General features: G+C 69.0%; 15 protein-coding genes and 1 pseudogene. 6 read left to right on the forward strand and 10 right to left on the reverse strand.

The annotated features are described in order from the left end of the window. Nucleotides 1-186: 186 nt before the first annotated feature. Complete coding sequence (locus tag GPA10_RS31550; protein WP_058846585.1) at nt 187-882, reverse strand: ScbR family autoregulator-binding transcription factor; 696 nt, start codon at nt 880-882, stop codon at nt 187-189. Between the two features lie 602 nt (nt 883-1,484). On the opposite strand from GPA10_RS31550, the gene GPA10_RS31555 reads away from it, so the two are divergent. Next, the gene (locus GPA10_RS31555) at nt 1,485-4,928 is read left to right on the forward strand and encodes an acyl-CoA dehydrogenase family protein (RefSeq protein WP_157168460.1); all 3,444 of its coding nucleotides are present in this window, start codon (nt 1,485-1,487) and stop codon (nt 4,926-4,928) included. Nucleotides 4,929-5,203: 275 nt separating this feature from the next. Here the strand turns inward: GPA10_RS31555 and GPA10_RS44165 are convergent, their stop codons facing one another. From GPA10_RS44165 to GPA10_RS31570, 4 genes are all read right to left on the reverse strand, one after another. After that, nucleotides 5,204-5,497: a VOC family protein gene (locus GPA10_RS44165; protein WP_058846562.1), complete on the reverse strand. Its 294-nt coding sequence runs from the start codon at nt 5,495-5,497 to the stop codon at nt 5,204-5,206. A gap of 738 nt (nt 5,498-6,235) precedes the next feature. Continuing rightward, nucleotides 6,236-6,679 carry a nuclear transport factor 2 family protein gene (locus tag GPA10_RS31560; RefSeq protein WP_198351760.1) on the reverse strand — a complete coding sequence of 148 codons (444 nt, stop codon included), beginning with the start codon at nt 6,677-6,679 and terminating at the stop codon, nt 6,236-6,238. A gap of 323 nt (nt 6,680-7,002) precedes the next feature. Then, nucleotides 7,003-9,588, reverse strand: a complete 2,586-nt coding sequence (locus GPA10_RS31565) for a SpoIIE family protein phosphatase (protein ID WP_157168461.1) — start codon at nt 9,586-9,588, stop codon at nt 7,003-7,005. 120 nt (nt 9,589-9,708) lie between these two features. After that, nucleotides 9,709-14,037 carry a HAMP domain-containing protein gene (locus tag GPA10_RS31570; RefSeq protein ID WP_157168462.1) on the reverse strand — a complete coding sequence of 1,443 codons (4,329 nt, stop codon included), beginning with the start codon at nt 14,035-14,037 and terminating at the stop codon, nt 9,709-9,711. 398 nt (nt 14,038-14,435) lie between these two features. Here GPA10_RS31570 and GPA10_RS31575 point away from each other — a divergent pair, with 398 nt between their 5' ends. Then, nucleotides 14,436-14,930, forward strand: a complete 495-nt coding sequence (locus tag GPA10_RS31575) for a MarR family winged helix-turn-helix transcriptional regulator (protein ID WP_157168463.1) — start codon at nt 14,436-14,438, stop codon at nt 14,928-14,930. Between the two features lie 108 nt (nt 14,931-15,038). On the opposite strand, the gene GPA10_RS31580 is transcribed toward GPA10_RS31575, so the two are convergent. Both GPA10_RS31580 and GPA10_RS31585 read right to left on the reverse strand, forming a co-directional pair. Beyond that, the gene (locus GPA10_RS31580) at nt 15,039-16,226 is read right to left on the reverse strand and encodes a PP2C family protein-serine/threonine phosphatase (RefSeq protein ID WP_157168464.1); all 1,188 of its coding nucleotides are present in this window, start codon (nt 16,224-16,226) and stop codon (nt 15,039-15,041) included. 304 nt (nt 16,227-16,530) lie between these two features. Then, nucleotides 16,531-18,846 (reverse strand): C1 family peptidase, encoded by a 2,316-nt coding sequence (locus GPA10_RS31585; protein WP_198351761.1) that lies wholly within the window; start codon nt 18,844-18,846, stop codon nt 16,531-16,533. Between the two features lie 250 nt (nt 18,847-19,096). Here GPA10_RS31585 and GPA10_RS44170 point away from each other — a divergent pair, with 250 nt between their 5' ends. Next, nucleotides 19,097-19,459 carry a protease inhibitor I42 family protein gene (locus GPA10_RS44170; protein WP_425505850.1) on the forward strand — a complete coding sequence of 121 codons (363 nt, stop codon included), beginning with the start codon at nt 19,097-19,099 and terminating at the stop codon, nt 19,457-19,459. Here GPA10_RS44170 and GPA10_RS43845 read toward each other — a convergent pair. The 3 genes and pseudogenes from GPA10_RS43845 to GPA10_RS31600 all read right to left on the reverse strand — a co-directional run bounded on the left by GPA10_RS43845 (nt 19,443) and on the right by GPA10_RS31600 (nt 21,329). After that, nucleotides 19,443-19,664, reverse strand: a complete 222-nt coding sequence (locus tag GPA10_RS43845; protein WP_343041561.1) for a hypothetical protein — start codon at nt 19,662-19,664, stop codon at nt 19,443-19,445. The two genes, GPA10_RS44170 and GPA10_RS43845, sit on opposite strands and share 17 nt — an antisense overlap. A 205-nt stretch (nt 19,665-19,869) precedes the next feature. Further along, a pseudogene (locus tag GPA10_RS43850) lies at nt 19,870-20,151 on the reverse strand (hypothetical protein); the annotation flags it as partial. Between the two features lie 254 nt (nt 20,152-20,405). Continuing rightward, the gene (locus tag GPA10_RS31600) at nt 20,406-21,329 is read right to left on the reverse strand and encodes an NmrA/HSCARG family protein (protein WP_157168467.1); all 924 of its coding nucleotides are present in this window, start codon (nt 21,327-21,329) and stop codon (nt 20,406-20,408) included. Nucleotides 21,330-21,558: 229 nt separating this feature from the next. Between GPA10_RS31600 and GPA10_RS31605 the strand changes: the two genes are divergently transcribed. The 3 genes from GPA10_RS31605 to GPA10_RS31615 all read left to right on the forward strand — a co-directional run bounded on the left by GPA10_RS31605 (nt 21,559) and on the right by GPA10_RS31615 (nt 23,556). Further along, the gene (locus GPA10_RS31605) at nt 21,559-22,122 is read left to right on the forward strand and encodes a TetR/AcrR family transcriptional regulator (RefSeq protein WP_157168468.1); all 564 of its coding nucleotides are present in this window, start codon (nt 21,559-21,561) and stop codon (nt 22,120-22,122) included. Between the two features lie 185 nt (nt 22,123-22,307). Next, a complete protein-coding gene (locus tag GPA10_RS31610) occupies nt 22,308-22,922 on the forward strand; it encodes a DUF4291 domain-containing protein (RefSeq protein ID WP_343041544.1) in 615 nt (204 codons plus the stop codon). A gap of 97 nt (nt 22,923-23,019) precedes the next feature. Next, entirely contained in the window at nt 23,020-23,556 is a 537-nt protein-coding gene (locus tag GPA10_RS31615) for a DUF2087 domain-containing protein (RefSeq protein WP_157168469.1), read from the forward strand. The last annotated feature ends 39 nt before the right edge of the window (nt 23,557-23,595 follow it).

Consider the following 23,595-nt stretch of genomic DNA (forward strand, 5'->3'; position numbering starts at 1 on the left):
CGGGACCCGGCCGCCGCCCACCGGACCGGGCAGGCCCGCACCCGGCCCCGCACCAGGCCGGGGCCGGGCCCGGTCCGGCACCGCGCCGGGCGCACAGCCCGCCGGGACACCGGCACCGGCCGGCGCCGCCCGGTGGCCGGACCGCCCGCACGGGCCGGGCCGGTGAGGCGGCAGGCGGCAGGGGGGTCAGGTCCGGGCAGCGGCGGCGGTGTCCTCCTGGGCCCGGTGCTGCTTCATCGCCTCCTCATACACCCACTCCCCGCGCTGCAGGGAGAAGTCCAGGCGGGCCAGCACCGCCGGGGAGGCGATCGCCGACATCAGATAGGAGTAGAAGTCCAGCACCCGCTCCTGCAGGTCCTCCCGGCCCGTCAGGATCCCCGACAGGACCTGGACCCCGGTGAACGCCGCCACGAACACCTTCACCACCCGCGCCAGATCCACGTGCGGCAGGATCTCCCCGGCCGCTTTCGCCTTCTCGAACAGCTCGGTGGTGTGCACCAGCCAGCCCTCGACCGGCACCCGCCGGTCCAGCAGGTCCTTAGGGCCGCCCTGCTCGACCGTCAGACGCATACTGCCCTGCACGATCGGGTCCCCGGTGCCCTTCTGCAGCAGCCGCGCCAGCAGCACCGCCTCATCGATGGACATCTGCAGATGCAGCTCGTGCGCCGGCACCGCGGGCAACCCGCCCACCTGCGCATCCAGCACACCCTGCGCCAGCTCCTCCTTCGAAGCGAAGTGGAAATACAGCGCACCCTTGGTCAGCCCCGACCTCTTCAGGATCTCCGAGATCGTCGCCGCCTCATAACCGACATCGTCGAAGACCTCGGCCGCCGCCGCCAAAATCGCCTTCCGCGTGCGAATCGCTCGCTCTTGCCGCGCCACAGGCGCACCTCCGCAACCCCCGCTGCACGGACCAGGACGGGCAGCCCCGCACCCCCGCACCCCGCAACACCGGGACACAGACACACAAGACCACCACCACACACACCACCCCCACCCGGCCCGGCCCGGAACCACAGCCGAAACCAAACCCACAGCCACAGCCACCGGAGCCGCAACCGCGGCCCGCGGCCACGGCCGCACCCGGCAGCCGCACCCGGGCGGCCACGCCCCGAAGACTGCCCCCGCGGCACTGCCGCGGAGACGGGACGGCCCGCCCGGCGGACGGGACGGTGATGCATGTCCGCCGCCCCCGCCCTCCGCCCGAGGGGCAGAGGACAGGAGCCAACACACCCCATAATAAAACCAGGCGAGCGGTTTTGCAACGATTCTCGATCACGCATTCCCGGCAGCACACACCCGCCCGCCCCGCCCGTACCCGCCCCGGCCAGGCCCTGCAACCGTCAACTACCCCTGAAATATGCGCTTTTGATACGAGGCACGGCTTCGAGAAGACCTCCCGAAACGTTTTACAAGAAACCGGGGGGTCCGTATCTTTGGTCTCCGCACCGCCCTCCGACTCGGCGTCCGTACGGGAGAGGTCCATGACCCTGCTGACCGTAAAGAACCACGCCCAGCACAACCGCGAGACGGCACCAGCAGAGCGGAACACCCCCGCTCACCAGCCCACCCCGCCCCCCGCCCCCACCACCCCGGACACCCCCGCGCACACCGGGCCGGACACCGGCCCCCACACCGCGCACACCACCCCGGACACGGCGGAACACAACGGACCGGACACCACCCCGGACACACCCACCGGAACCGGCCCCACCACAGACACAGACACCACGGGCACCACGGGCACCACGGGCACCACGGGCACCACGGGCACCACGGGCACTCACGCCACCGCACACACCACAAACACCGAGGGCACCACAACCACCACGGACGTGACGGGCGTGACGGGCACTACGGGCGTGACTGACACCGCCAGCACCGCCAGCACCGCCAGCACCGCCAGCACCGCCAGCACCGCCGACGCAGACACCACGGCCTCAAACCCCACCCCCCACCACACCACCGGCCACAGCACCACAAACGGCACCACCACGCATGACAGCACCACAGACAGCGCCACCACGCACAACAGCACCGACACGAACACCCACACCGACGCACCCACCAACGCGCCCGCAACCGCGCCCGCACACCCCACCACAGACCCCGACCAGGACCCCGAAACCCGCACCACCATCAACGAACTCACCCACCTCCTCTTCAACGGCGACGACCTCGACCGCCTCCACACCCCCTGGCGCAACCTCATCTCCACCGACGAATTCCGCCCCCAACCCGGCCTCACCCCCACCCAACAAATCACCCGCTCCTACCAACGCCTCCACCACGTCAACAACACCGCCGGCCCCCACCCCCACACCCTCCCCCAAGACCCCCAACGCCTCGCCGCCATGCACGAATGGCTCGGCCCCATCGACGGCGGCCTCACCTCCCTCGCCAGCATCCACTACAACCTCTTCCTCGGCAGCCTCCTCGACCACAACCACACCCCCACCACAACCACCCCGGACACAAACAGCCCGGACACAGACACCACAACCACCAGAAACACCGGGAACACCGGGAACACCGGGAACACCCCGGACACCGCAGAAACCGGGAACACCGGCGAAACCGGGAACACCAGGGAAACCACCTCAGCCCGGAAGACCCAGAAGGCCGGAGAGACCCAGCAGGCCCAAGAGGTCCAGGAGGCGGGGAAGACCGCAGAAGCCACAGACACCGGGAAGAACGCCAACACCGGGGCGAACACAAACACCAGAGAAACCAGGCAGATCGAGGAGACCGGGAACACCGGAGAAACCAGGAACACCGGGGCGAACGGGGGGACCGGAGAGAACGGGGAGGCCGGGAACACCGGGAACACCGGGGCGAACGGGGAGACCGGGAACACCGGGAACACCGGGGCGAACGGGGGGAGCGGGAACACCGGGAACACCGGGGCGAACGGGGGGAGCGGGAACACCGGGGAGACCGGGGAGGCCAGGACACCCCTGACCACCCGCGACCTCACCCCCTACCTCCACCTCGAACAAACAGGAACGTTTCTCTGCACCGAACTCGAACACGGCAACGACGCCGCCAACCTCCAGACCACCGCCACCTACAACCCCACCACCAAAGGCTTCACCCTCCACACCCCCAACCCCGGCGCCCAGAAATTCATGCCCAACACCAGCCCCCTCGGAGGACCCAAAACCGCCCTCGTCGCCGCCCGCCTCACCACCCACGGCCACGACCAAGGCGTCCACCTCTTCCTCGTCCCCCTCACCAACCACCACGGCCCCCACCCCCACATCACCACCCACACCCTCCCCACCCGCACCGGCCCCACCATCGACCACAGCCTCACCTCCTTCCACCACCTCCCCCTCCCCCCCACCGCACTCCTCCAAGCCCCCCACAGCCACCTCGACCAACACGGCACCCACCACACCACCATCGGCAACCCCCGCAAACGCTTCCTCCGCACCCTCAACCGCGTCACCCTCGGCAAACTCTGCATGAGCGCCGCCTGCCTCGGCATGGCCCGCACCGCCCTCACCACCGCCATCACCTACGCCCACAACCGCCACATCCAAGGCCCCCACAAAAACCAACGCATCCCCCTCACCGCCCACCGCACCCACCACCAACCCCTCCTCACCCACCTCGCCACCACCTACGCCCTCACCCTCCTCCACCGCACCACCCTCCACCAATACACCCAAACCCTCAAAAACCCCCACACCACCCCCCAACAACGCGACACCATCGAACGCCAAATCGCCCTCACCAAAGCCATCACCACCTGGCAATGCCGCACCATCGCCATCGAATCCCGCGAACGCTGCGGAGCCCAAGGCCTCTTCCCCTACAACAACCTCCTCGAACAACAACTCAACATCGAAGGCGGCATCACCGCCGAAGGCGACAACCTCGTCATCACCACCAAAGCCGCCTCCGAAATGCTCTTCAACCACCAACCCCCACCCCCCACCCCACCCACCCACCCCCACACCCCCCAAACCCCCTACCAACAACTCACCGACCCCCACCACCTCCGCAACCTCCTCCTCACCCTCGAAACCATCCACCAACACAACGCCCGCACCGCCCTCAGAAACGCACCCCCCGGCAACCCCATCAACCGCTGGAACAACGCCAGCACCCACGCCCTCGACATGGCCCACACCCACACCCACCGCCTCGCCGCCGACGCCTTCCTCACCACCATCAACAACACCACCCACCCCCCCACCAAACACCTCCTCACCACCCTCTACCGCCTCTACACCTACACCCAACTCACCCCCCACACCACCACCCTCATCACCCACAACCAACTCACCCACACCCACACCAACACCCTCCCCACCGCCATCACCAACACCCTCAACACCCTCACCCCCCACCTCAAAACACTCACCCAAGCCCTCCACACCCCACCCCAATACCTCACCCACATCCCCCTCACCCACCCCAACTACACCCACCACATCCCCACCCACACCACCCACACCAACAGCGCCAACAGCGCCAACAGCGCCAACAGCGCCAACAGCGCCAACAGCGCCAACACCAACCACAACGGCAACAGCACCAACACCAACCACAGCACCACCCACAACGGCAACACCAACACCAACCACAGCAACGGTCAGACACACACCAGCACCAACGGCAGCAATGGCAACGGCAACGGCAACGGCAACCAGGGATACAACTGGGGTGACAGCGCACCAGCCGACCACACCACCCACGGACAGATGCACACCACCACCAGCACCACCAGCAGGCCCAGCACCAGCAACCCGGCCAACAACCCAAACAACAACCCACTCAGCAACCGCCACTACCTACACACCAACACCCCCACCACCAACCACTGCAACCACCCCGACTGCCTCATCGACAACACCCACTGCATCACCACACCCACACCCACACCCACACCCCGAGCCCTACACACCACCACCCCCTAACCCACCAACCCACCAACCCCAACCCACCAGCAACAGCAACCCACCAACAACAAGAGCAACCACGACAGCCCCCCCAACACACCACAGGCCGCGGCGCACGAGGGACGCCACGACCCACACACCCACACCCACCAGCACCCAGGAGCCGCCACCTACAAGCAACCACCACGACAGCAAGCGCGCCTAACGGACAAGGTGCTCTGCCCCTACACACCCGACTACGCCCGGCCCCTGCCTCACTTCAGCAGCGCACCGAACGGGGCCCGCACATCAAGTCAGCCCTCCCGGCCCCGCCACATGGTCACGCAGACCTCGTTCGCCTCCATGTCCGCAAGCAACCAGAACGCAGGAGCACCAGACGCCGACACCAACCGGCCCCCAGCCGCCAGTGCATCCTCAACCCGACCGAGCGCCTCGTCATGCGGAACGCAGACATCGATGTGCAGACGATTACGCTGCGGACACGCACCACCCACCCGCTCAAACCACATCGCCGGCCCCCGCCTCACCGAATCCACCAACAGACCCTCCGACCCCTCCGCACCTGCCTCGGCGACATAGCCCAGCACAGCGGCCCAGAACGGCCGGAATCTCCGCGATGTTCAGAGCGTCAATCCCGATCTCCATGAGCTGAACGGATCGCCGGACCCCGGTATCGGTGTCCGGCTTCGGCAGGAACCCGGACTCGCCAACAGCAGCCGAGATACGCCGCGCCAACTCGACATCCCGATCAGTCGCCGCCGCGCAGTCCAACGACTGCACAGTGAACACAACCTGATCAGCACGTACATCGACCCTCACGTGGCGATCGGTATCGTCACCGCACACAGCCACAGCCTCCGCTGCCAAACCGATCGCTTGAGTCAATGTCCGGCCCCTTACTGGCCCCCAGCCAGCAGACGTCCTGGATCTCGACTGGGCACCGGCACCGGCCATGTTGCAACGAACCTGCAATCCGGAAGGCCTCAACACGAATCCCAACGTGCACGAAGCCGCTTGTGACGACCGACAACCGACGACATAAACCCCACTGACCACGATGACCAGGACAGCAGCGCGGCACCGGGCGCCGGGCACCGGGGTACAGGCGCGCAGAACTCACAGATTGCAGTGGCCTATGCCGGAGCCATTACCTGCCGCACGGGCCACAGCACAGTCGGCCACGAGTACGGCCATGTCTATGGTCCATCAACGGCAAACGGTCCCGCGCTCACCTCGCCCCCAGCAGTCCGTGATGAAACGCGCCGCCAGCCACGCACGGGCCGACCACCGCGCGCGCCACACTGCGAGTGCAGGATCGGCCGAACTCACAGGACGTCAGGCGAGCAGGCCTCCGCGATTGCGTGAGTGTCCCAGTAGAACGGACGGACCTCGGTGATCTGCCGGTCTCTGACCGTGATCGTCTGCAGAATGGGGAAGCCGAGCTCACGTCCCGTCGCACGAGCGCGAGCATGGACCTGGGTGAGCACGACGGCCGTCTCGCCGGTGGCGAGGAACTTCTGCTCCACCATGTCGAATTTCTCCCAGACCCGTCCCATCGCGAGGAAGAACTCCGCCAGTCCGGTGTGCCCGCGCCAAGTACCTCCGTACGGCAGGGCGTCTGCCTGGTGCAGCACGACACCCGGCGCGAAGAACGGCGCGAGCACATCGAACGAAGCCCTACCAGGCCCCCCGGCCGCCAGGTATTGCGCCTCAGCCGCATACATGCCGGTGAGGACTGTCACTGAGTCTGTGATGGATGACAACGTCATGGTGCCAGCGTGATCCATACAGCCGCCTCCTACTGGCGGAAATCAGACACCGCTGTGCACAGCGATGGGTACTCCCCGCATTCCAGTGTCGGCCTGCGCCGCTATCGGCCTACCCGGCGGAGCGTTGGTGGGCCGCCGCTCCCTCATCCGGTTCATGTCGGGGAACTCGATGACCAGAAGCCGGGAGGCCCCCAGGTGCCTTCTACGGGCTGCGGAGGGGCCCGCGACCAGGTATCAGCCGCCGTGAGTGGGTGGTCCGTGCAGCCGAGACATTGCGCGCTGCGGGTCCGCCGGCCGTTCAGGGGCAGAGTCGTGGGCCTTCTTCACTCATGTGCGGGAGCATGTGCGGGAGAAGGGACCGCAGAGGACCGCTGGGTGCCCGCACCGCCTATGTCTTCGACCTGAATGCCGATGAGACACGTGTCGTCGTCGGTGTCGGACTTGCTGTACGTCAGCAGGTGGTCCAGCCGCTGGCCGAGGGTGTCGGCGGGTTTCTGGGCGCCGATGAGCAGTTGGGTCATGGATTCTTGTACGGCGGTGTCCCTGCGTTCGATCAGTCCGTCGGTGTACATCAGGAGGATGTCGCCCGGACGCAGCTGACAGTCGTCCTCGTCATAGCTGACGTCTGCCAACGCGCCCAGCAGAAGCCCGCGTGTGAGAGGGAGCGTGGTCGCGTTGTCGGAGCGCACCACGACCGGTGGCAGGTGCCCGGCCCTTGCCCACCGCAGGGTGCGGGTGGTCGGGTCGTACAAGGCGCACACGGCGGTGGCGGTGACGCGGTCGGTGAGGTGGTGGGCGACGTTGTTGAGCCACCCGAGCAGCTTCGCGGGTCCCGCGCCCGTCATGGCCAGTCCGCGCAGGGCGTTGCGCAGGACCACCATTCCGGTCGCGGCCTTGACCCCGTGGCCGGCGATGTCTCCGACGCACAGCAGGATCTGCCCGGAGGGGAGGGCGACGGCGTCGTACCAGTCGCCTCCCACCAGGGCCTCGGTCTCGGCGGGCCGGTAGCGGACGGCGATGTGCAGACCCGGTGCCTCCAGGGGGCCATGGGTGGGGGGCATGATCGCGTGTTGGAGTTGCAGGGCGAGTCGGCTGCGCTCGGCGGATTCCTGCTCGGTGTGGGCGAGTTGGTCTCGGGTGGCGGCCAGGGCCACCTCCGTCCAGTGCTGCGCGGAGATGTCCTGGTAGGCGCCCCGTACGAGCAGGAGGCGGCCCTCGGAGTCCAGTACGGGTTCGGCGGCGATGCGGATGTGCCGTGTGACGCCGTCGGAGCGCCGGAGCCGGAAGGCGAGCGTGGCGGGGCGCTGATGGTGCAGCACGGTGCGCAGGAAGCGGCCGATCGCCGTGGCGTCGTCCGTGTGGGCGCGCGTGGCCAGGTCTCGCAGCGAAGCCGGGCCGTCCAGAGGGTCGCGCCCGTACAGGCTGAACAGCTGGCTGTTCCAGGTGATCTCGCCCGTCACGAGGTTCTCTTCGAAGCCTCCGACGCGCCCGAGCCGCTGCGCGTGTTGCAGCAGGCTGGCGAGGCGAGCGGTCTCGTCCTCGATGCGCCAGATCATCAGCAGGCTGTGGCCGTGCCGGCTGATACTGATGTCCGCGACGGTTTCGAGGGGGACCTGGTCCACGAGCGTGGTGAGGGTCATGCGTTGGGCGCGGAATGACTCTCCGGTGGCGTACACACGCTCGATGCGGCTGTAGATCTCGCTGCCGCCCACTGCCAGCGGGTAGGTCTCCAGGAGCAGGGAGCCGTTCAGCGCGCTGCGCGGTCGGCCGGCCGGGTCCTGGAAGTGGGTGTTGGCGTAGACGATGCGGAAGTCGGCGAGCCGTCCTTCGCTGTCCAGGTGGGGCCGCAGCACGAGGGCGGCGTCGTGCAGGCCGTCGGACAGGTCGACCAGTTCGGAGTCGGAGGGGCTCGAACGTACCGAACTCGACCGCGCGGAACTCGAACGTGCGGAACTCGACCGTACGGAAGGGGTGAGGCCGGGAGGTGGGGCGGGCAGGGCTTCCAAGGTGTGCGCGCACAGCTCGGCCAGGGCTTCGAGTTGCCTCTCGACTGCGGGCGGATGATCGGCGAGGGGCTGCGGCCAGCAGATCTCGAGCACGCCGTGGATGCGGCCTCCGGTGCCGGCGCAGACAGCGATGCGTCCGCCATGGGGACCGTGCCCGTATCCGATGGTGGGCGGCCCGTCGGCGGTGGTGGAGAGGCGTACGGTGCGGCGTTGGGTCAGGGCCTGGCGGGCGGCGGTCGCCACGCCGGGAGGTACGTAGTGCCAGCGCTCCGCCTCTTCGTCGGGGAAGCCCGCGTGGCCGCTGAGGGTCAGGGAACCGTCGTGGCCGGCGGTCCAGACCGCGACCGCTGTGACGCCCAGCGGGGCCAGCGCGTGGTGGAGGAGGGACTCGGCGACCGTCTGGGTGTCGTCGGCGGCGAGTGCTGCGCTCTCCGTGGTCCGCAGGCTCACGGCGACGGACGGGGTGGTGCTGTCGCCGGGTGGTCCTCCGCCGGTGGCCTGGACGAAGTCCGTGGCGATCCGGGTCACGTGGTCACGTGCGGCTTGATTGATGATGTCGGTGGCGAGCTCGAGTTCGGAGATGCCCGACTGGTCGGCGAGTTCGGCGAGTTGGCGGGCGGCCTGTGCGGGGCCGCAGTGGAGGCGCTCCACCAGGATGCCCTTGGCGAGCTCGATCAGAGCCCGGCCGTCCGCCGCGTTGCGGGCGGCCTGTACTTCCTCGCGCAGCCGCTCCACTGTGGCGGCCAGGCGGCCGACCTGCGCGGACTTCTCGGCTGCCACCGGGGCCGTGTCGGGCCTCGGTGCGGTGGCGTCCAGCGCGCGGGGGGAGGCCGCGGTGTGCGTCGGCGCGTGGTCTTCGCCCTCGGCCGACGCGCCGTTCCGGGGGTCTGTGGAGGCGCTCATCGTCGTGCGGTCCCCTTACTACGCGGGACGCGGTGCCCACAGCCGTCGGAGCGACCGCGGTGCCCACAGCCGTCGGACCGGCGCGGGCAGAGGCGTGGGAGTGCGTCGAGTGGCACGGTGTCACGCCCCGAGCCGGCGGCGGACGCACGCCACGAGGTCGTTGGCGTCCACCGGCTTGGTGACGTAGTCGCTGGCGCCGGAGGCCAGGCTCTTGTCCCGGTCACCCGGCATCGCCTTGGCGGTGACCGCGATGATCGGCAGGTCCGCGTAGCCGGGTGTCCGGCGGATCTCGGCGGTGGCGGCGTAGCCGTCCATCTCGGGCATCATCACGTCCATCAGGATCAGATCGATCTCCGGGTGGGCGAGCAGCGTCTCGATGCCCTTGCGGCCGTCCTCGGCGTGCAGCACACGGATGCCGTGCAACTCCAGGATGCCGCTGATGGCGTACAGGTTGCGGACGTCGTCGTCGACGACGAGCAGGGTCCGTCCGTGCAGGCTGTCGTCGACGGTGCCTGCCGTCTGGTGGTGCGTCCTCTTGGCACGTACCAGCGGAACCACGTCGCCGGGCTGCTCGGCGGACAGGTGCAGGGCGATGCGCTCGCGCAGTTCGTCCAGGCTCGACAGGACCTCCAGGGGCCGTCCTTCCGCCCGGGACTGCAGGGCCTCTTCCTGCGCGTCGGTCAGGCGGCGGCTGTTGTGGGCCAGTACGGGGATGCTGAGCAGGGCTTCGTCGCCGTCGCTGGCGTCCAGGAAGGTCCAGGCGTCGCCGTTGTCCATGTCCACGTCGAGGACCACGCAGTGGAAGGGCTGTGCGGCGAGGGCCGATGCCGCTTCGTGGGCTCCGATGACGGTGATCACTTCGTGGCCGGGTTGACCGGTCACGTCCGGGCGGCCGGTGAGGTTGCCGACGGCGCTCTCCGCGACCAGTGACAGCAGCCCGCGCTGTCGGTGCTCGATGACCAGGAGCCGCCTCGGCGAGGGGGCCGGAGCGTGGGTGAGTGCTGTCGGGCTCTGTCGGCCTTCGGGCAGCGCGGCGGGCTCCCCCGCGGCGGCAGGGTCGTTGGGTGCGACGCTGTTCGCGGCTTCCGCCGGGCCGTCGTCGGAGGCGACGGGCAGGTAGAGAGTGAAGGTGCTGCCCTCGCCGGGGGTGCTCTGCGCGGTGACGGCGCCGCCGAGCAGCTGGGCGATCTCACGGCTGATGGACAGTCCCAGTCCCGTGCCGCCGTATTTGCGGCTGGTGGTGCCGTCCGACTGCTGGAAGGCGCCGAAGATGGTTTCCAGCTGCTGGGCGGCGATGCCGATGCCGGTGTCCATGACCCGGAAGGCCACCACGGGTGCGCCGTGCCGGAGGAGCGCGGGGATTTCGCCGTCCGCGGCCACTTCGATGCGGAGTTCGACGCTGCCGCGCTCGGTGAACTTGATCGCGTTGGAGATCAGGTTGCGCAGCACCTGCCGCAGCCGGGCTTCGTCGGTGAGCAGGTCGGCGGGCGCCGCGGGGGCCGTGGTGATGGTGAAGCCGAGGCTCTTCTGCGTGGTCATCGGCCGGAAGGTCGACTCGATGTCCTCCAGCAGCGGGCGCAGGGCGATGCGTTCCGGGTTGACGTCCATCTTGCCGGCTTCGACCTTCGACAGGTCCAGGATGTCGTTGATCAGCTGAAGCAGGTCGGAGCCCGCCGAGTGGATGATGCCCGCGTACTCGACCTGCTTGGGCGTGAGGTTGCGCGTGTGGTTCTGCGCGAGCAGCTGGGCCAGGATGAGCAGGCTGTTGAGCGGGGTGCGCAGCTCGTGGCTCATGTTGGCCAGGAACTCCGACTTGTACTTCGACGCCAGCGACAGTTGCTGCGCCCGGTCCTCCAGCTCTTGGCGTCCCTGTTCGATCTGGAGGTTCTTGCCTTCGATGTCGCGGTTCTGTGCGGCGAGGAGCTGGGCCTTCTCCTCCAGTTCGGCGTTGGAGCGCTGCAGTTCCTCCTGCTGTACCTGGAGTTCCCCGGATCGGGCCTGCAGCTCACCGGCCAGACGCTGCGACTCTTCGAGGAGTTCGTCCGTGCGGGCGTTGGCGAGGATGGTGTTGACGTTGGCTCCGAGCGTTTCCATGAGCCGTTCGAGGAGGTCGCGGTGGATGGGGGTGAACGGGGTGAAGGAGGCTACTTCGATCACGCCCAGGACCTGCTCCTCCACGACGAGGGGCAGCACGATGAGCCCGCCGGGTGTCGCCTTGCCGAGACCGCTGGAGATACCGATGTAGTCGCCGGGTACCCCCTCGGCGGTGATGACGCGGCGGCTGCGGGCGGCTTGCCCCACCAGTGACTCGCCCAGCTTGAACCGGTCGTGGCCATCGACTCCGACGGGCCGGCCGTAGGAGCCGACCAGTTGCAGCTCCATGCCGTTGTGGCCCTCCTCCGCGACCTCCGCGACCTCCGCGAGGTAGAACGCACCGTACTGCGCGGAGACGAGCGGGGTCAGCTCCTCCATGACCAGCTCGGCCACCACCGCGAGATCGCGATGCCCCTGCATGAGTCCGGAGATGTGCGCCAGGCTGGACTTCAGCCAGTCCTGCTCCTGGTTGGCCCGCGTCGTCTCCCGCAGGGACCCGACCATGGCGTTGATGTTGTCCTTGAGTTCGGCGACCTCCCCGGACGCCTCCACGGTGATCGACCGTGTGAGGTCGCCCTCGGCGACGGCACTGGCGACCTCGGCGATGGCACGGACCTGTCGCGTGAGGTTCCCGGCGAGTTCGTTGACGTTCTCGGTCAGCCGCTTCCAGGTGCCCGAGACGCCCTCCACCTCGGCCTGGCCTCCCAGTCGGCCCTCGCTGCCGACCTCGCGCGCCACGCGCGTCACTTCCGCGGCGAACGCGGACAGCTGGTCCACCATCGTGTTGATGGTGGTCTTCAGCTCCAGGATCTCCCCGCGCGCGTCGACGTCGATCTTCTTCGACAGGTCGCCGTTGGCGACCGCGGTCGTCACCAGCGCGATGTTGCGTACCTGTCCCGTCAGGTTGTTCGCCATCGAGTTGACGTTGTCGGTCAGGTCCTTCCAGGTGCCGGCCACGTTCGGGACGCGTGCCTGGCCGCCGAGGCGGCCCTCGGTGCCGACCTCGCGCGCCACCCGGGTCACCTCGTCGGCGAACGCGGACAGGGTGTCCACCATGGTGTTGATCACCTGCGCCAGGGCGGCGACCTCGCCCTTGGCCTCCACCATGATCTTCTGCGACAGGTCGCCGCGGGCCACGGCGGTGGCCACCTGGGCGATGGAGCGCACCTGCCCGGTCAGGTTCGAAGCCATCACGTTGACGTTGTCGGTGAGGTCCTTCCAGGTGCCCGAGGCTCCCCTGACGTCGGCCTGGCCGCCGAGGCGGCCCTCGGTGCCGACCTCGCGGGCCACCCGGGTCACCTCGTCGGCGAAGGCCGACAGCTGGTCCACCATCGTGTTGATGGTGTCCTTCAACTGCAGGATCTCCCCACGGGCGTCGACGTCGATCTTCTGCGACAGGTCGCCGCGGGCGACCGCGGTGGCCACCTGGGCGATGGAGCGCACCTGCCCGGTCAGGTTGCCCGCCATGAAGTTCACCGAGTCCGTCAGGTCGCGCCAGGTGCCTGAGACGCCCTTGACGTCGGCCTGCCCGCCGAGGCGGCCCTCGGTGCCGACCTCGCGGGCCACCCGGGTCACCTCGTCGGCGAAGGCCGACAGCTGGTCCACCATCGTGTTGATGGTGTCCTTCAACCGCAGGATCTCCCCACGGGCGTCCACCGTGATCTTCTGCGACAGGTCTCCCTGTGCCACCGCGGTGGTGACCTGCGCGATGTTGCGTACCTGGTCGGTGAGGTTGCCGGCCATGAAGTTCACCGAGTCGGTCAGGTCGCGCCATACGCCACCCACGCCGGGCACCTGCGCCTGGCCTCCCAGGCGCCCCTCGCTGCCGACCTCGCGGGCCACTCTGGTGACCTCGTCCGCGAACGACGACAGCTGGTCGACCATCGTGTTGACGGTCTCCTTGAGTTCCAGGATCTCCCCGCGCGCGTCGACGTCGATCTTCTGCGACAGATCGCCGCGGGCGACCGCGGTCGCCACCTGCGCGATGTCGCGCACCTGGGTGGTGAGGTTCCCGGCCATGGCGTTGACCGAGTCGGTCAGGTCCGCCCAGGTGCCCGAGACCCCCGGCACTTCCGCCTGCCCGCCCAGCGTGCCCTCGGTTCCGACCTCGCGGGCCACGCGGGTGACTTCCGAGGTGAACAGGGCCAGCTGATCGACCATGCCGTTGAAGACGGTGGCGATCTCACCCATGAGGCCGTCCGAGCCGTCCGGCAGCCTGGAGCCGAAGTCCCCGTCGCGCACCGCCGTCAGCCCGGCAAGGAGTTGACGCAGCTCCGCCTCACCGGCCTTTCCGGCCGGGCCGGCCGTTTCCTCGCGTGGCGCCGGGCACGACGCGTCAACCGGCGTCTGGGGCATGACACAACCTCGTTCCGCAATCACAACTGATGGCAGCCGCGACGCGGCTTGCGTGAACCTGGCCCGGCGACGCCCCCACCGCCGCTGAACTGTTTCCATGGAGAAACCATTTGTACGGTACTCGACTTTGGCCGCGCAGGGGTACCGGCTCAGGACACGCGGTCGAGTTCCACGGGGGGCGAGTTCCGCCGGGGACCGAGTTACACCTGAGACAGACAGCTGTTCCCGGTCCGCGCCCCATCGCCGCGCAGGGGTGTGATTGACTGGATCCACAGCCAATTTGCACAAGCATCGATCAAGCTCGTCACCGTGATGACGCCGAATTGATCACTTCAATGTGGCGTTCGGCTCGGAACTGAGTGGCGTTCGGCTCGGAACTGACATTCGGAGTACTCAGCATGGGTGCGCACTCTCCCCCGCCCCGCAGGTCCCAGGAGGCCGCGCACACGCTGTGCAAGGTGCTGGAGAGCCTGGAGTCCCTGTGGGAACGCGAGCGCCAGAACCATCCGCATCACCTCGTCTCCGCCTCCCAGCTGCGCGTTCTGTACGCGCTGGACAACACGGCGGGGGTCAGCCTGCGGGATCTGGGGGAAGCCCTGGACTCGGCTCCCTCGCCCCTGAGTCGCCTGTGCACACGACTGGAAGCGACGGGATTCGTCCGGCGTGCCCCGAGCGCGCAGAGCGGCAGGGAGATCGAACTCCATCTGACGCACCGGGCCACCGACTACCTGACGGAGTTGCGACAGGGACGTGAGCGCGCCCTGGCCGAGGTCCTGGACACGATGGCTCCGGCACAGCGCGACGCGCTGATCCGGAGCGCGGAGATCCTGCGTACGGCCGCGGATCGTCATCCGGGGGGTGCCGCGGAGGAGCGAGCTGCCCGTTCCGCCTGAGGAGCCGCGCGGCTCCTCGCGTGCGGAGCCCTGCGGCGCGTCGCCCGAAGAATCCCGTGGCTCGTCACCTCACGAACCCTGTGGCTCCTCGCGTGCGGAGCCCAGCCGCTAATCAGTGGCTTCCGCCGCCGCGGAGCTGCGCCCGAGCCAGTCGACGCACATCACGACCGCGTCGTCCGACAGCGGCGACTCTCCTTGATGCTGGGCGAGGCGACTGAGCACGGCTGCCGGAACCTGGGCGGGCGGCAGCAGCCGCGTGCCCTTCACCGCACGCTCAAGGCCCCGCTCCCCGTACACCTCTCCGGCCGCCGAAACAGCCGCGTAGACACCGTCGCTGGCGATCAGCAGGCGGTCCTTCGGCTCCACGCACAGTTCTTGCGACTCGTAGTGCGTGTCCCCGAACATCCCCAGGGGCATCTGCGCCTCGAGGCGCACTTCTGTCAGCGTTCCGCCGCGCAGACGCCACATGTGCGGAGAACCGGCATCGACAACCTCCATCCGCCCCGTCGCCAGGGAGAAGCGCAACAGGAGCACCGCCACATGGGCGTTCCCCCGGTGCTGCGCGTACACGGCTTCATCGGCGAGGGCCGCCTGGCCGGCCAGGTCCAGCCCCGCCCGGCGCGCGTTGCGCACGGCGTTGACGGCCAGCACGGTCAGGAGGGAGGCGTCCATGCCCTGCCCCATCCCGTTGACGACGGCCACGGTCAGATGGTCCGCCGAGACCGACCAGTCGAAGCCGTCTCCGAACACGGCGTACGCCGGTTCGAGCTGGGCCCCGAGCTCGAACTCCTCCTTCGCTACCGACCGGCTCGGCAACAGCAACCACTGCATCTCGGCAGCGAGCGTCAAGTGCTCGGCCCGGCGCTGGACCTCGTACTGATCCGTCTCCCGCCCCGCCAACAGGATCTCTCGGGCGAGGACCGTGCAGATGTGCTGCAACTCCGCCCGAACGGATGGCGAGAGGGAGTCGGCAGGTGCAGTCATCGACAGCACGCCCAGTCGGTCGCCGCGAAAGGTCACCGGAAGGTGCAACCGTGTCTCGCCGTCACCGCTGGGCGTGTCATAGGGTTCCTGAGCGCCGAAAGCCCGGCCCTGCGGGCTGTTGGCGACAGGCGCCGGTTCCCCGCTCCGGGCGCTCGGTCCGACCGGCTGCAAGGAACGCATCGCGTGATCCACCAGCCGCAGCCGCACCGCACTCGCGCCATAACGCTGTTGCAGGGACATCGTCAGTACCTGCACCAGCAGGTGCGGTGCCGCGTCCTCCAACGCACGCTCCACAGCACGGGCGCTTTCCATGGGGTTCCTCATCTTCTCAGCGTTACCGTCGGACAAGCCCGAAGCCTTCGGGACGCGCCGTCGGTCACGCCCCTCTGGTCCCGGGCAGGAAGCTGCTGGGCGGTTTGCCGTCAGCGCGGCATCCGTGCGGAGCAGGGCCGCCGGTCAGCCAGGATCCTCATTCCCTGGTTGCCGACAAAAACGCCGGGGCAGCCCGATCGAGGGAAGCCCGCCACCACCGTCGGGACACCTGCCTCTCCCGGCACGGCACGGCGCGGCGCGGCGCGGCACGCGAGGGTCGACACGGCCGCGCCGACCGGGATCGCTAGTCGGTGTGGACCATGCGCAGTGTCACCGTGCCGCCACGCCGCACCTTGGTGCCGGCTCCGGGCTCCTGGCTGCCCACCTCCACTCGCGCTCCCTGAGCGCCGGTGAAACGCGGCACGAGCTCCGCGTCGCGGATCAAGTTCCCGGCCGCGTTGCGGGCGAGCCCCGTGGCATCGGGGACGGTGGCATCCTCCGTCGTCGTGTAGACGCGTATGGGCGTACGCGCCGACAGCGCGCCGAACCACTCGGCGCCCTCGCGCAGCATGCGCCACTGGAAGTGGGAGACGCCCGCGGCAGCGGGCGCGGTCACGCGGAACGCGAAGGTGACGTGCTCGCCGGGAGCGACCGTACGGGGCAGCTCGACGCGGGCGGGGCCCCAGGTCTGGTTGTCCTGCGGGCTCTGCGAACCCAGACGGTGGGAGTCGGCCGCCGTCCAGGTCTCCGTGCCGACATTGCACATCGTCACGGTGACGTCATAGCTCTGGCCGCGCACCATGGTGGTGGGCACCGACTGCGCGACGAACAGCGCGTCGCGCGCCCGGAAGTCGGAGGCGAACCAGAGGTCGTTGGCGTCACGCCCGGCAAAACACGTGACCTCCTGCTGGCCCATGGTCCAGTCCGGATGCGCATGGCCCCGGTGCGAGTGGAGGGCGTGCCCGGTCGCCACGTGGATCAGACGGATCCGCCGACCCGCCTGCCAGGTTCCGCCACCCTCGATCTCCACCCGCCAGGTGTCGTTGCCGTCGCCCTGTCCCCCCTCACCGAAGCAGGTGACCTCTTGCTGTCCCGTGACTGGGGAGGGGACACCGCCGTGGCTGTGCAGGTTCCTCCGGGTGGCCATGTGTTCGAGGCGTATCAGGTCACCGTGCGAGACCTGTTGGCCGACGCGGTGGTCCGACGGTGTTCCGTCAGGGCCCCTGACGATCCACAGGTCGTTGTCGTCGGCCCCGTCGTAGCAGGTGACCTGCTGCTGCCCCGACGAACCCGGGTGACCGTACACGTAGGGGTGGGAGTGGAGGTTCGCCCAGGTCATGGCGTGCCGTACGCGCAGCGTGGCGCCGTGGCGCACGCTCACACCCGAAGCCTCCACGAGCACGTCCGGGGTGGTCCCGCCGAACCACTCGACACCGTCCTGCACCATCCGCCACTGGTGGTGGGCGGGCAACTGCGCGGGCGCGGTCACACGGAAGGCGAAGGTCGCCTCGCCCCAGGTCGGCACCCGGTGCGGTACGTCGACCCGGCCGAGGCCCCAGACCATGTTGTCCTGCGGATTCTGTGACCCCAGACGGTAGTTGCTTCCTCGTGTCCACGTCTGGATCCCGGTGTTGCGCAGGGTGACTGCGACGTCGTATCCCTGACCGGGCACCATCGCGGTGGGCAAGGACTGCGACACAAAGGCGGCGTCCCGCACCGCGAACGGGCTCCGGATGCCCTCGACGGTCCACATCTCGGCGTCGATGCCCACGGCGCCGTAGCGGACGCGGAAGAAGCCTCTCTCGCCCCAGTCCTCGCCCCAGCTGTTCTTGCAGATCCAGTAGCCGCCCTCGTCGTCGTAGCCCACGACGCAGACACAGTGCCCGCCGACCTCCTCGCCCCACACGTGCCGGTACGCACCCGTGGTGTAGGCGAAGAAGTCCTCGTACACCGTGAGACAGGCGATCAGCGGCCCCTCGCTGCACAGCCAGAGCTTCATGGAGGCCGCGGTGACATAGCGGCGCCAGTTCTCGATGCGAGTGAGCCGGGACGGGGAACTGTCGCACAGCGCCGGGCAGTTCTGGGCGCCGGCCGTGTACGGACAGCAGCGCTCGTCCACGACACCGGAGTTCTTGACGGCTTCGAGCGCGCGATCCACCCACCAGCCGTTGCCGCATGTGCGGCCCTCGCGCCGTGCGTGGCAGTGGAAGAGATGCGCCTCGGAGTAGTCGATCTCCAGGTTCGGGTTCTTCAGCGCCACCCGGTACGTGCCTTCGGCGGCGGCAAGGGTCCCGAAGGCCACGCACGAGCCGCAGTCGCCCTGATCGCGCACAGGCGTGATGTAGTTCTGACCGTCCACGTTCCGCAGGTCATAGGCGGTCGGCACCCCGAGGGCCGCCCGGGAATCCGGGGAATCCGTGGTGGGGCTCTGCTGATTGCGCAAGGCCACCGCTTCGCGTTCGGCGAGCGACGGGTCGTGGGGGCCGGGTACGAAGCCGAGGCGGCGGCGCCGCGCCTCGGCGGACAGTCGCGTCAGCCGATTGGCGCCGGCGCGCCAGTCGGCGTTGTGCCGGGCGATGGCCCGCCGGATTTCTTCCAATCGCTGTGCTTCTGATGCCATTCTGTCCCCCATAAAACATAAAACATGAACCATGAACCACGAACCGTGAAACCGGATGAGCCACCGTCGCGAGAGGGGTCACTTTGCTCTGCACTGTCCATATCGACCAGCTCTCGCGCGGCAATGACCGGAAAGTGGCTCCAGGTTCCGCACCCGCCTGTGCCGGTGGGTCCCTCCCGGCGTGGAGGAGGCCGGTGTGCCGCAGGTGACCTGCACCGAGGCCGACGACGGCCGTGACATCCACGTACGCGTGGGAGATTCGGTGGCAGTGACGCTGCCCGAGAATCCCACGACCGGCCATCTGTGGCTCATCGCCTCGGAGGCCTCGGCCGTCCTGGTCGCGCAGGGGACACGATTCTCGCCGGGTGCAGGCGCCGCGCCCGGCGCCTCCGGCGCGCGGACGTTCACCTTCCGGGCGCAGGTCGCCGGCGTCGGGCTCCTCAAGCTTCACCTGTGCCGGCCGTGGCGGACCACCGCTGCGCCCCTCGCGTCCTTCTCGCTGACCGTGCACTCCAGGAAGAGGGCGCGCGATGTGATTCCAGGAAGGGGACGCTGCCGTTCCCGGAACCGCCGAATCGCGGAACCACCAGGAGACGTCACGGGACGAGCATGAGTTTGCCGCCTGGCCGCCGGGACTGGCTGCGCTTGGCCGCGACGCGGTCGATCCGGCCGCCGGTGGGGGCCGTGTCCAGGGCACGGTCGACGCGGCCTCCGGCCAGTGCGGTGACGCGTTCGGCCATGCCGTCGCCGTAGTCGGTCACCTGGGCGCCGATCGCTTCGAGGGCGGCGGCCCGGGTCGGCCCGGCGGTGGCGATCACCCCGACACCCCGGTGCAGCGCTAGGTGTATTGATCACGGTGGAGCCCGCGCCGTGGACGAGCAGCAGCTCACCCGGCTGGACGCCGAGATCGTCCAGCGCCTGCCACGCCGTCTCGGCCGCCATCGGTAAAGCGGCGGCCTGCTCGGTGGTGACGCCCTCGCCGAGCACGTCGACGGTGCCCGCGACCTCGGTGCCGAGCACGCGCGGGAGCGGCGGCAACCGGTCGGCGAGGAGGCCGTCGACCACCGCCCAGTCGGCTGGGGCGAGGCCGCACGCCCGCACGGCGATCCGGATCCGGCCGGGCCCCGGTTCCGGCTTCGGGACGTCGCGGAGCACGATGACGTCGGGGGATCCGAAGGCACTGCTGACCGCGCTGGGAACCGCCGACGAGGTCTTTCCGTCGCGTGAGTTCCTGCTGCGCCGCGTCGAAGTGATCGCCGCCGGCCCCGCCTTGGCCGAGCGCGATCTGATCAAGTTCGCCGACATCGCCGACGCACTGGCCCGGACGCTCCAGAGCGGCGGCGTGGAGCCGTGCACAGCACGCTTCCTCGTCGATGTGGCGCCGGCGCTCACCCGGCACGCCACATCTTGCTGGCTTGCCGACCCGGACGGGGCCTTCTCCGAGCTCGTCGACCGGGCCACCGCCGAGCTGCGGCCCGCAGGGGCAAGTGATGGCCGTGCCGTGCCGTGCCTCGTCGTGTCGTGTCGTGTCGTGTCGTGTCAGGGCAGTCAGTCGGCACTCATGCGGCAGGGCCCAGCTGCTCCTGCGCCCACTGCTCGAAGCTCGTCACGTCGATACCCAGAGCACGGGCGAACTCGGGCCGGGCCGGCTGGTCGAACACGTTCAAGAAGGCGTGTGTGGCCCCCATGTCCGCCATGCCCGCGGCGCGGGCCTGGTCCTCGGTCATTTCCGGGGCCGTCAGCGGGTGCCCGAGGGCGCGTGAGAGGGTCTCGGCGATCTGCGTCATGGGCAGGTAGTCGCCGGCGAGTTCGAGTTCCAGGCGGTGGTACTCATCAGGTGCGGAGAAGGCGGCCACGGCGGCTCGCCCCACGTCCGCGGTCGCCACGAGTGCCAGGTGCGTACCCGGTTTGACGAGGGTCACCAGGCCGCCTTCGACTCCGCGGGGGAAGTAGAAGCGCATGGACGGCTCGAAGTTCTCCATGAAGAACGAAGGCTTGAGCAACGTCCAGCGAGGGAAGTCCAGTTCGCGTAGGCGGTGCTCGATCGCCGCCTTGGCGCCCAGGGGGCGATCCATGATCTCCCAGTGGCCTTCGGCCCATCCCGGTGCCTCGGTGTGCCGGCCCACACCACTTGTCGAGGACTGGACGAACTGACGAACACCGGCGGCCTTGGCGGCGGCCATGAGGTTGTGTGCCTGACTGATCTCGTTGTCGAAGTCGACGCCCTCTTCGGTGAACGCGGGCATCTGCACGGAGAAGACGCCGCGTACACCGCTCACAGCCGCCTCCAGGGTCGAAGGGTCGGTCAGATCACCGACGATCAGGTGGGCGCCGAGCTTCTCGATGGCTTGTGCGCGCTCTGTGTGCGGGTCGCGCACCAGGGCGCGCACGTGCACTCCCTGCCCGAGCAGCGTTCGGGCAGTCGCGCCCCCTTGGCGGCCGGTCGCACCGGTGACGAGTACGGGAGCCGTGGGATCTGACATGAGTACCTCTCCTGGCAGTCGGGCACGCCACAGGCGCGCCACAGGCACATCGTAAACGGCGGGGCCCGCCGTTTACTGCTCGCTAGAATATGGCGGGGCCCACCACTTATCAATGCCGGGCTCGTCGACGTGGGATCGGCGGTGCTGGAGTCAGCCGTCGACATCGGCGTCGTCGCCACCCGTCACCACTCGTAGCCACTCGTCACCACTCGTCAACGCTGGGGAGATCATGACCGGCCAACGCTCGGACGCCCGCTACAACTACGCCCGCATCCTCGCCGTGGCAGAGGTCGAGGTCGCCACCCACGGCGCGCAGGCCTCACTGGAGCAGATCGCCCGCACTGCGGGCGTCGGATCTGCCACCGTGCGCCGCCACTTCCCCACCCGCAAGGCCTTGCTCGAAGCCGTCTTCAAACAGCGCGTCCACGCCCTGAGCGACCTCGCCGAGTCACTCGGCGCCGAGGACGACAGCCGCGCGGCGCTGCTGACCTGGCTGCGCGAACTGCTCGACTACTCCGTCGCCGCGCGCGGCCTGGCCGACGCCCTGTCCTACGAGCCCCTCGGGGACGACAGCGCTCCGGACTCCTGTGCGACGGTCCTGGTGGAGGCCGTCGCGCCCCTGCTGCACCGGGCGGTCGCCGATGAGTGCGTACGGGAGGACGTCACCGTTCACGATCTGCTCACGGTGGTAGTCGGCATCGCGTTGGCCACCGAGAGCCATCCCGACGCGGCTGTTCAGGCGGAGCGCGCCTTTCGGCTCTCCGTCGAGGGCCTCAGCCCCAAGGGCACCTGACAGCCGCGCACCGCACCCTGCGGTTCGGCCTGGTCGACGTGTTCGGTCTGGTCGACGTGTTGGGTCTCTCGTTGGCGTGCTCGGCCTGGTGCGGTTCCCGCCGGCCGGTCGCGCCTTCTGAGCAGCAGGCCCGCCCGGCAGCAAATTCGGTGGCGTACGGGGAACAGGGCGCGCACGCTGTCTCCGTGGCAGAACTCCAGCAGCAGATCCGCGCCCGCCATACCGGCTCCACGGTCGTCGTCTACCAGGCGTATCCAGCAGAGATAGGCCTGCCCGCCGCCCGGGACGGCCGTTTCCCGGCATCCTGGCAGCGGGACCGGATGACGTGGATCAAGCCGTCCTTCCTCTGGATGATGTACCGCTGCGGGTGGGGGACCAAGGAGGGCCAGGACACCGTCCTCGCCGTCGAGATCACCCGCGAAGGCTTCGAGTGGGCGTTGCGGCACGCTTGCCTGTCCCACTACGAACACGGCCTGCACGGCGACCGGGCCCTCTGGAAGCAGCAGTTGAAGCAGGCCCCTGCCCGTGTCCAGTGGGACCCCGAGCGCGATATCCGCCTGCTGCCCCTCCCCTACCGCTCCCTGCAACTCGGACTGGCCGGGGAAGCCGCACGTCGCTACGCGGACGAGTGGACGGTCGGCATCACCGACGTGACCGCTCTCGCCCACGAGATCCACGGGCACGTACGCGGCGACGATCTGGAAGCCGCCCGGCAGCTCCTCCCCCAGGAGTCTCCCTACCCCGTGCCCGGCGGGCTCCTCGACCACCTGCGCCCGCAGACCGCGAACCGCGAACCATGAGTCCCCCCACGCCTCAGGCCTCAGGCCTCAGGCCTCAGGCCTCAGGCGGGTCGAAGGACACCCGGCTGCGGCCCGAACGACAAGCGGAACGGACACGATGAACACTCCCCCCGCAGACACCCACCAGCCCTCCTGTCGCGACCTGGTGGGCGCGCTCGCCCAGAACGACCGGCGCGCCGCCTACGCGGCCCTCGCCCTGGGAGCCACGACCGCGGCCGAGGTCGCCGAACAGGCCGGGCTGCGCCCCTCAGCCGCCGCCATGGCACTGCAGAAGCTGGTGGAGGTCGACATCGCGCGCTACGACCACGGTGAGCGCACGTACACGCTGCTCGACGAGACCTTCCGCCTGGCCGTACGGGCCGAGGTCAGGGTCGCCGGGCGGGCCGGTGGAGATGGAGCGGGCTCATACTTCCGGCGTGGCCGACTGACCTCGATCCCCGGTGACAGGGACGTACGCAGTCGGGTGCTGGACGTGGTGAAGGACTCCTTCGAGCCTGGGACGCCCTACCCAGAAGCCAAGATCAACGCGATCTGCGGCGAGTGGTTCGACGACTGGGTGACGCTGCGCCGTGCGCTGGTGGACGAGGGCATCCTGCGCAGGAGCGAGTCCGGGGCGATCTACGAACGCGCCTGACGGACGACGCGCCTCGGACTGACGCCCTGGCGGCCGCCG

The organism is Streptomyces typhae, from assembly GCF_009755605.1.
Lineage (GTDB): Bacteria > Actinomycetota > Actinomycetes > Streptomycetales > Streptomycetaceae > Streptomyces > Streptomyces typhae.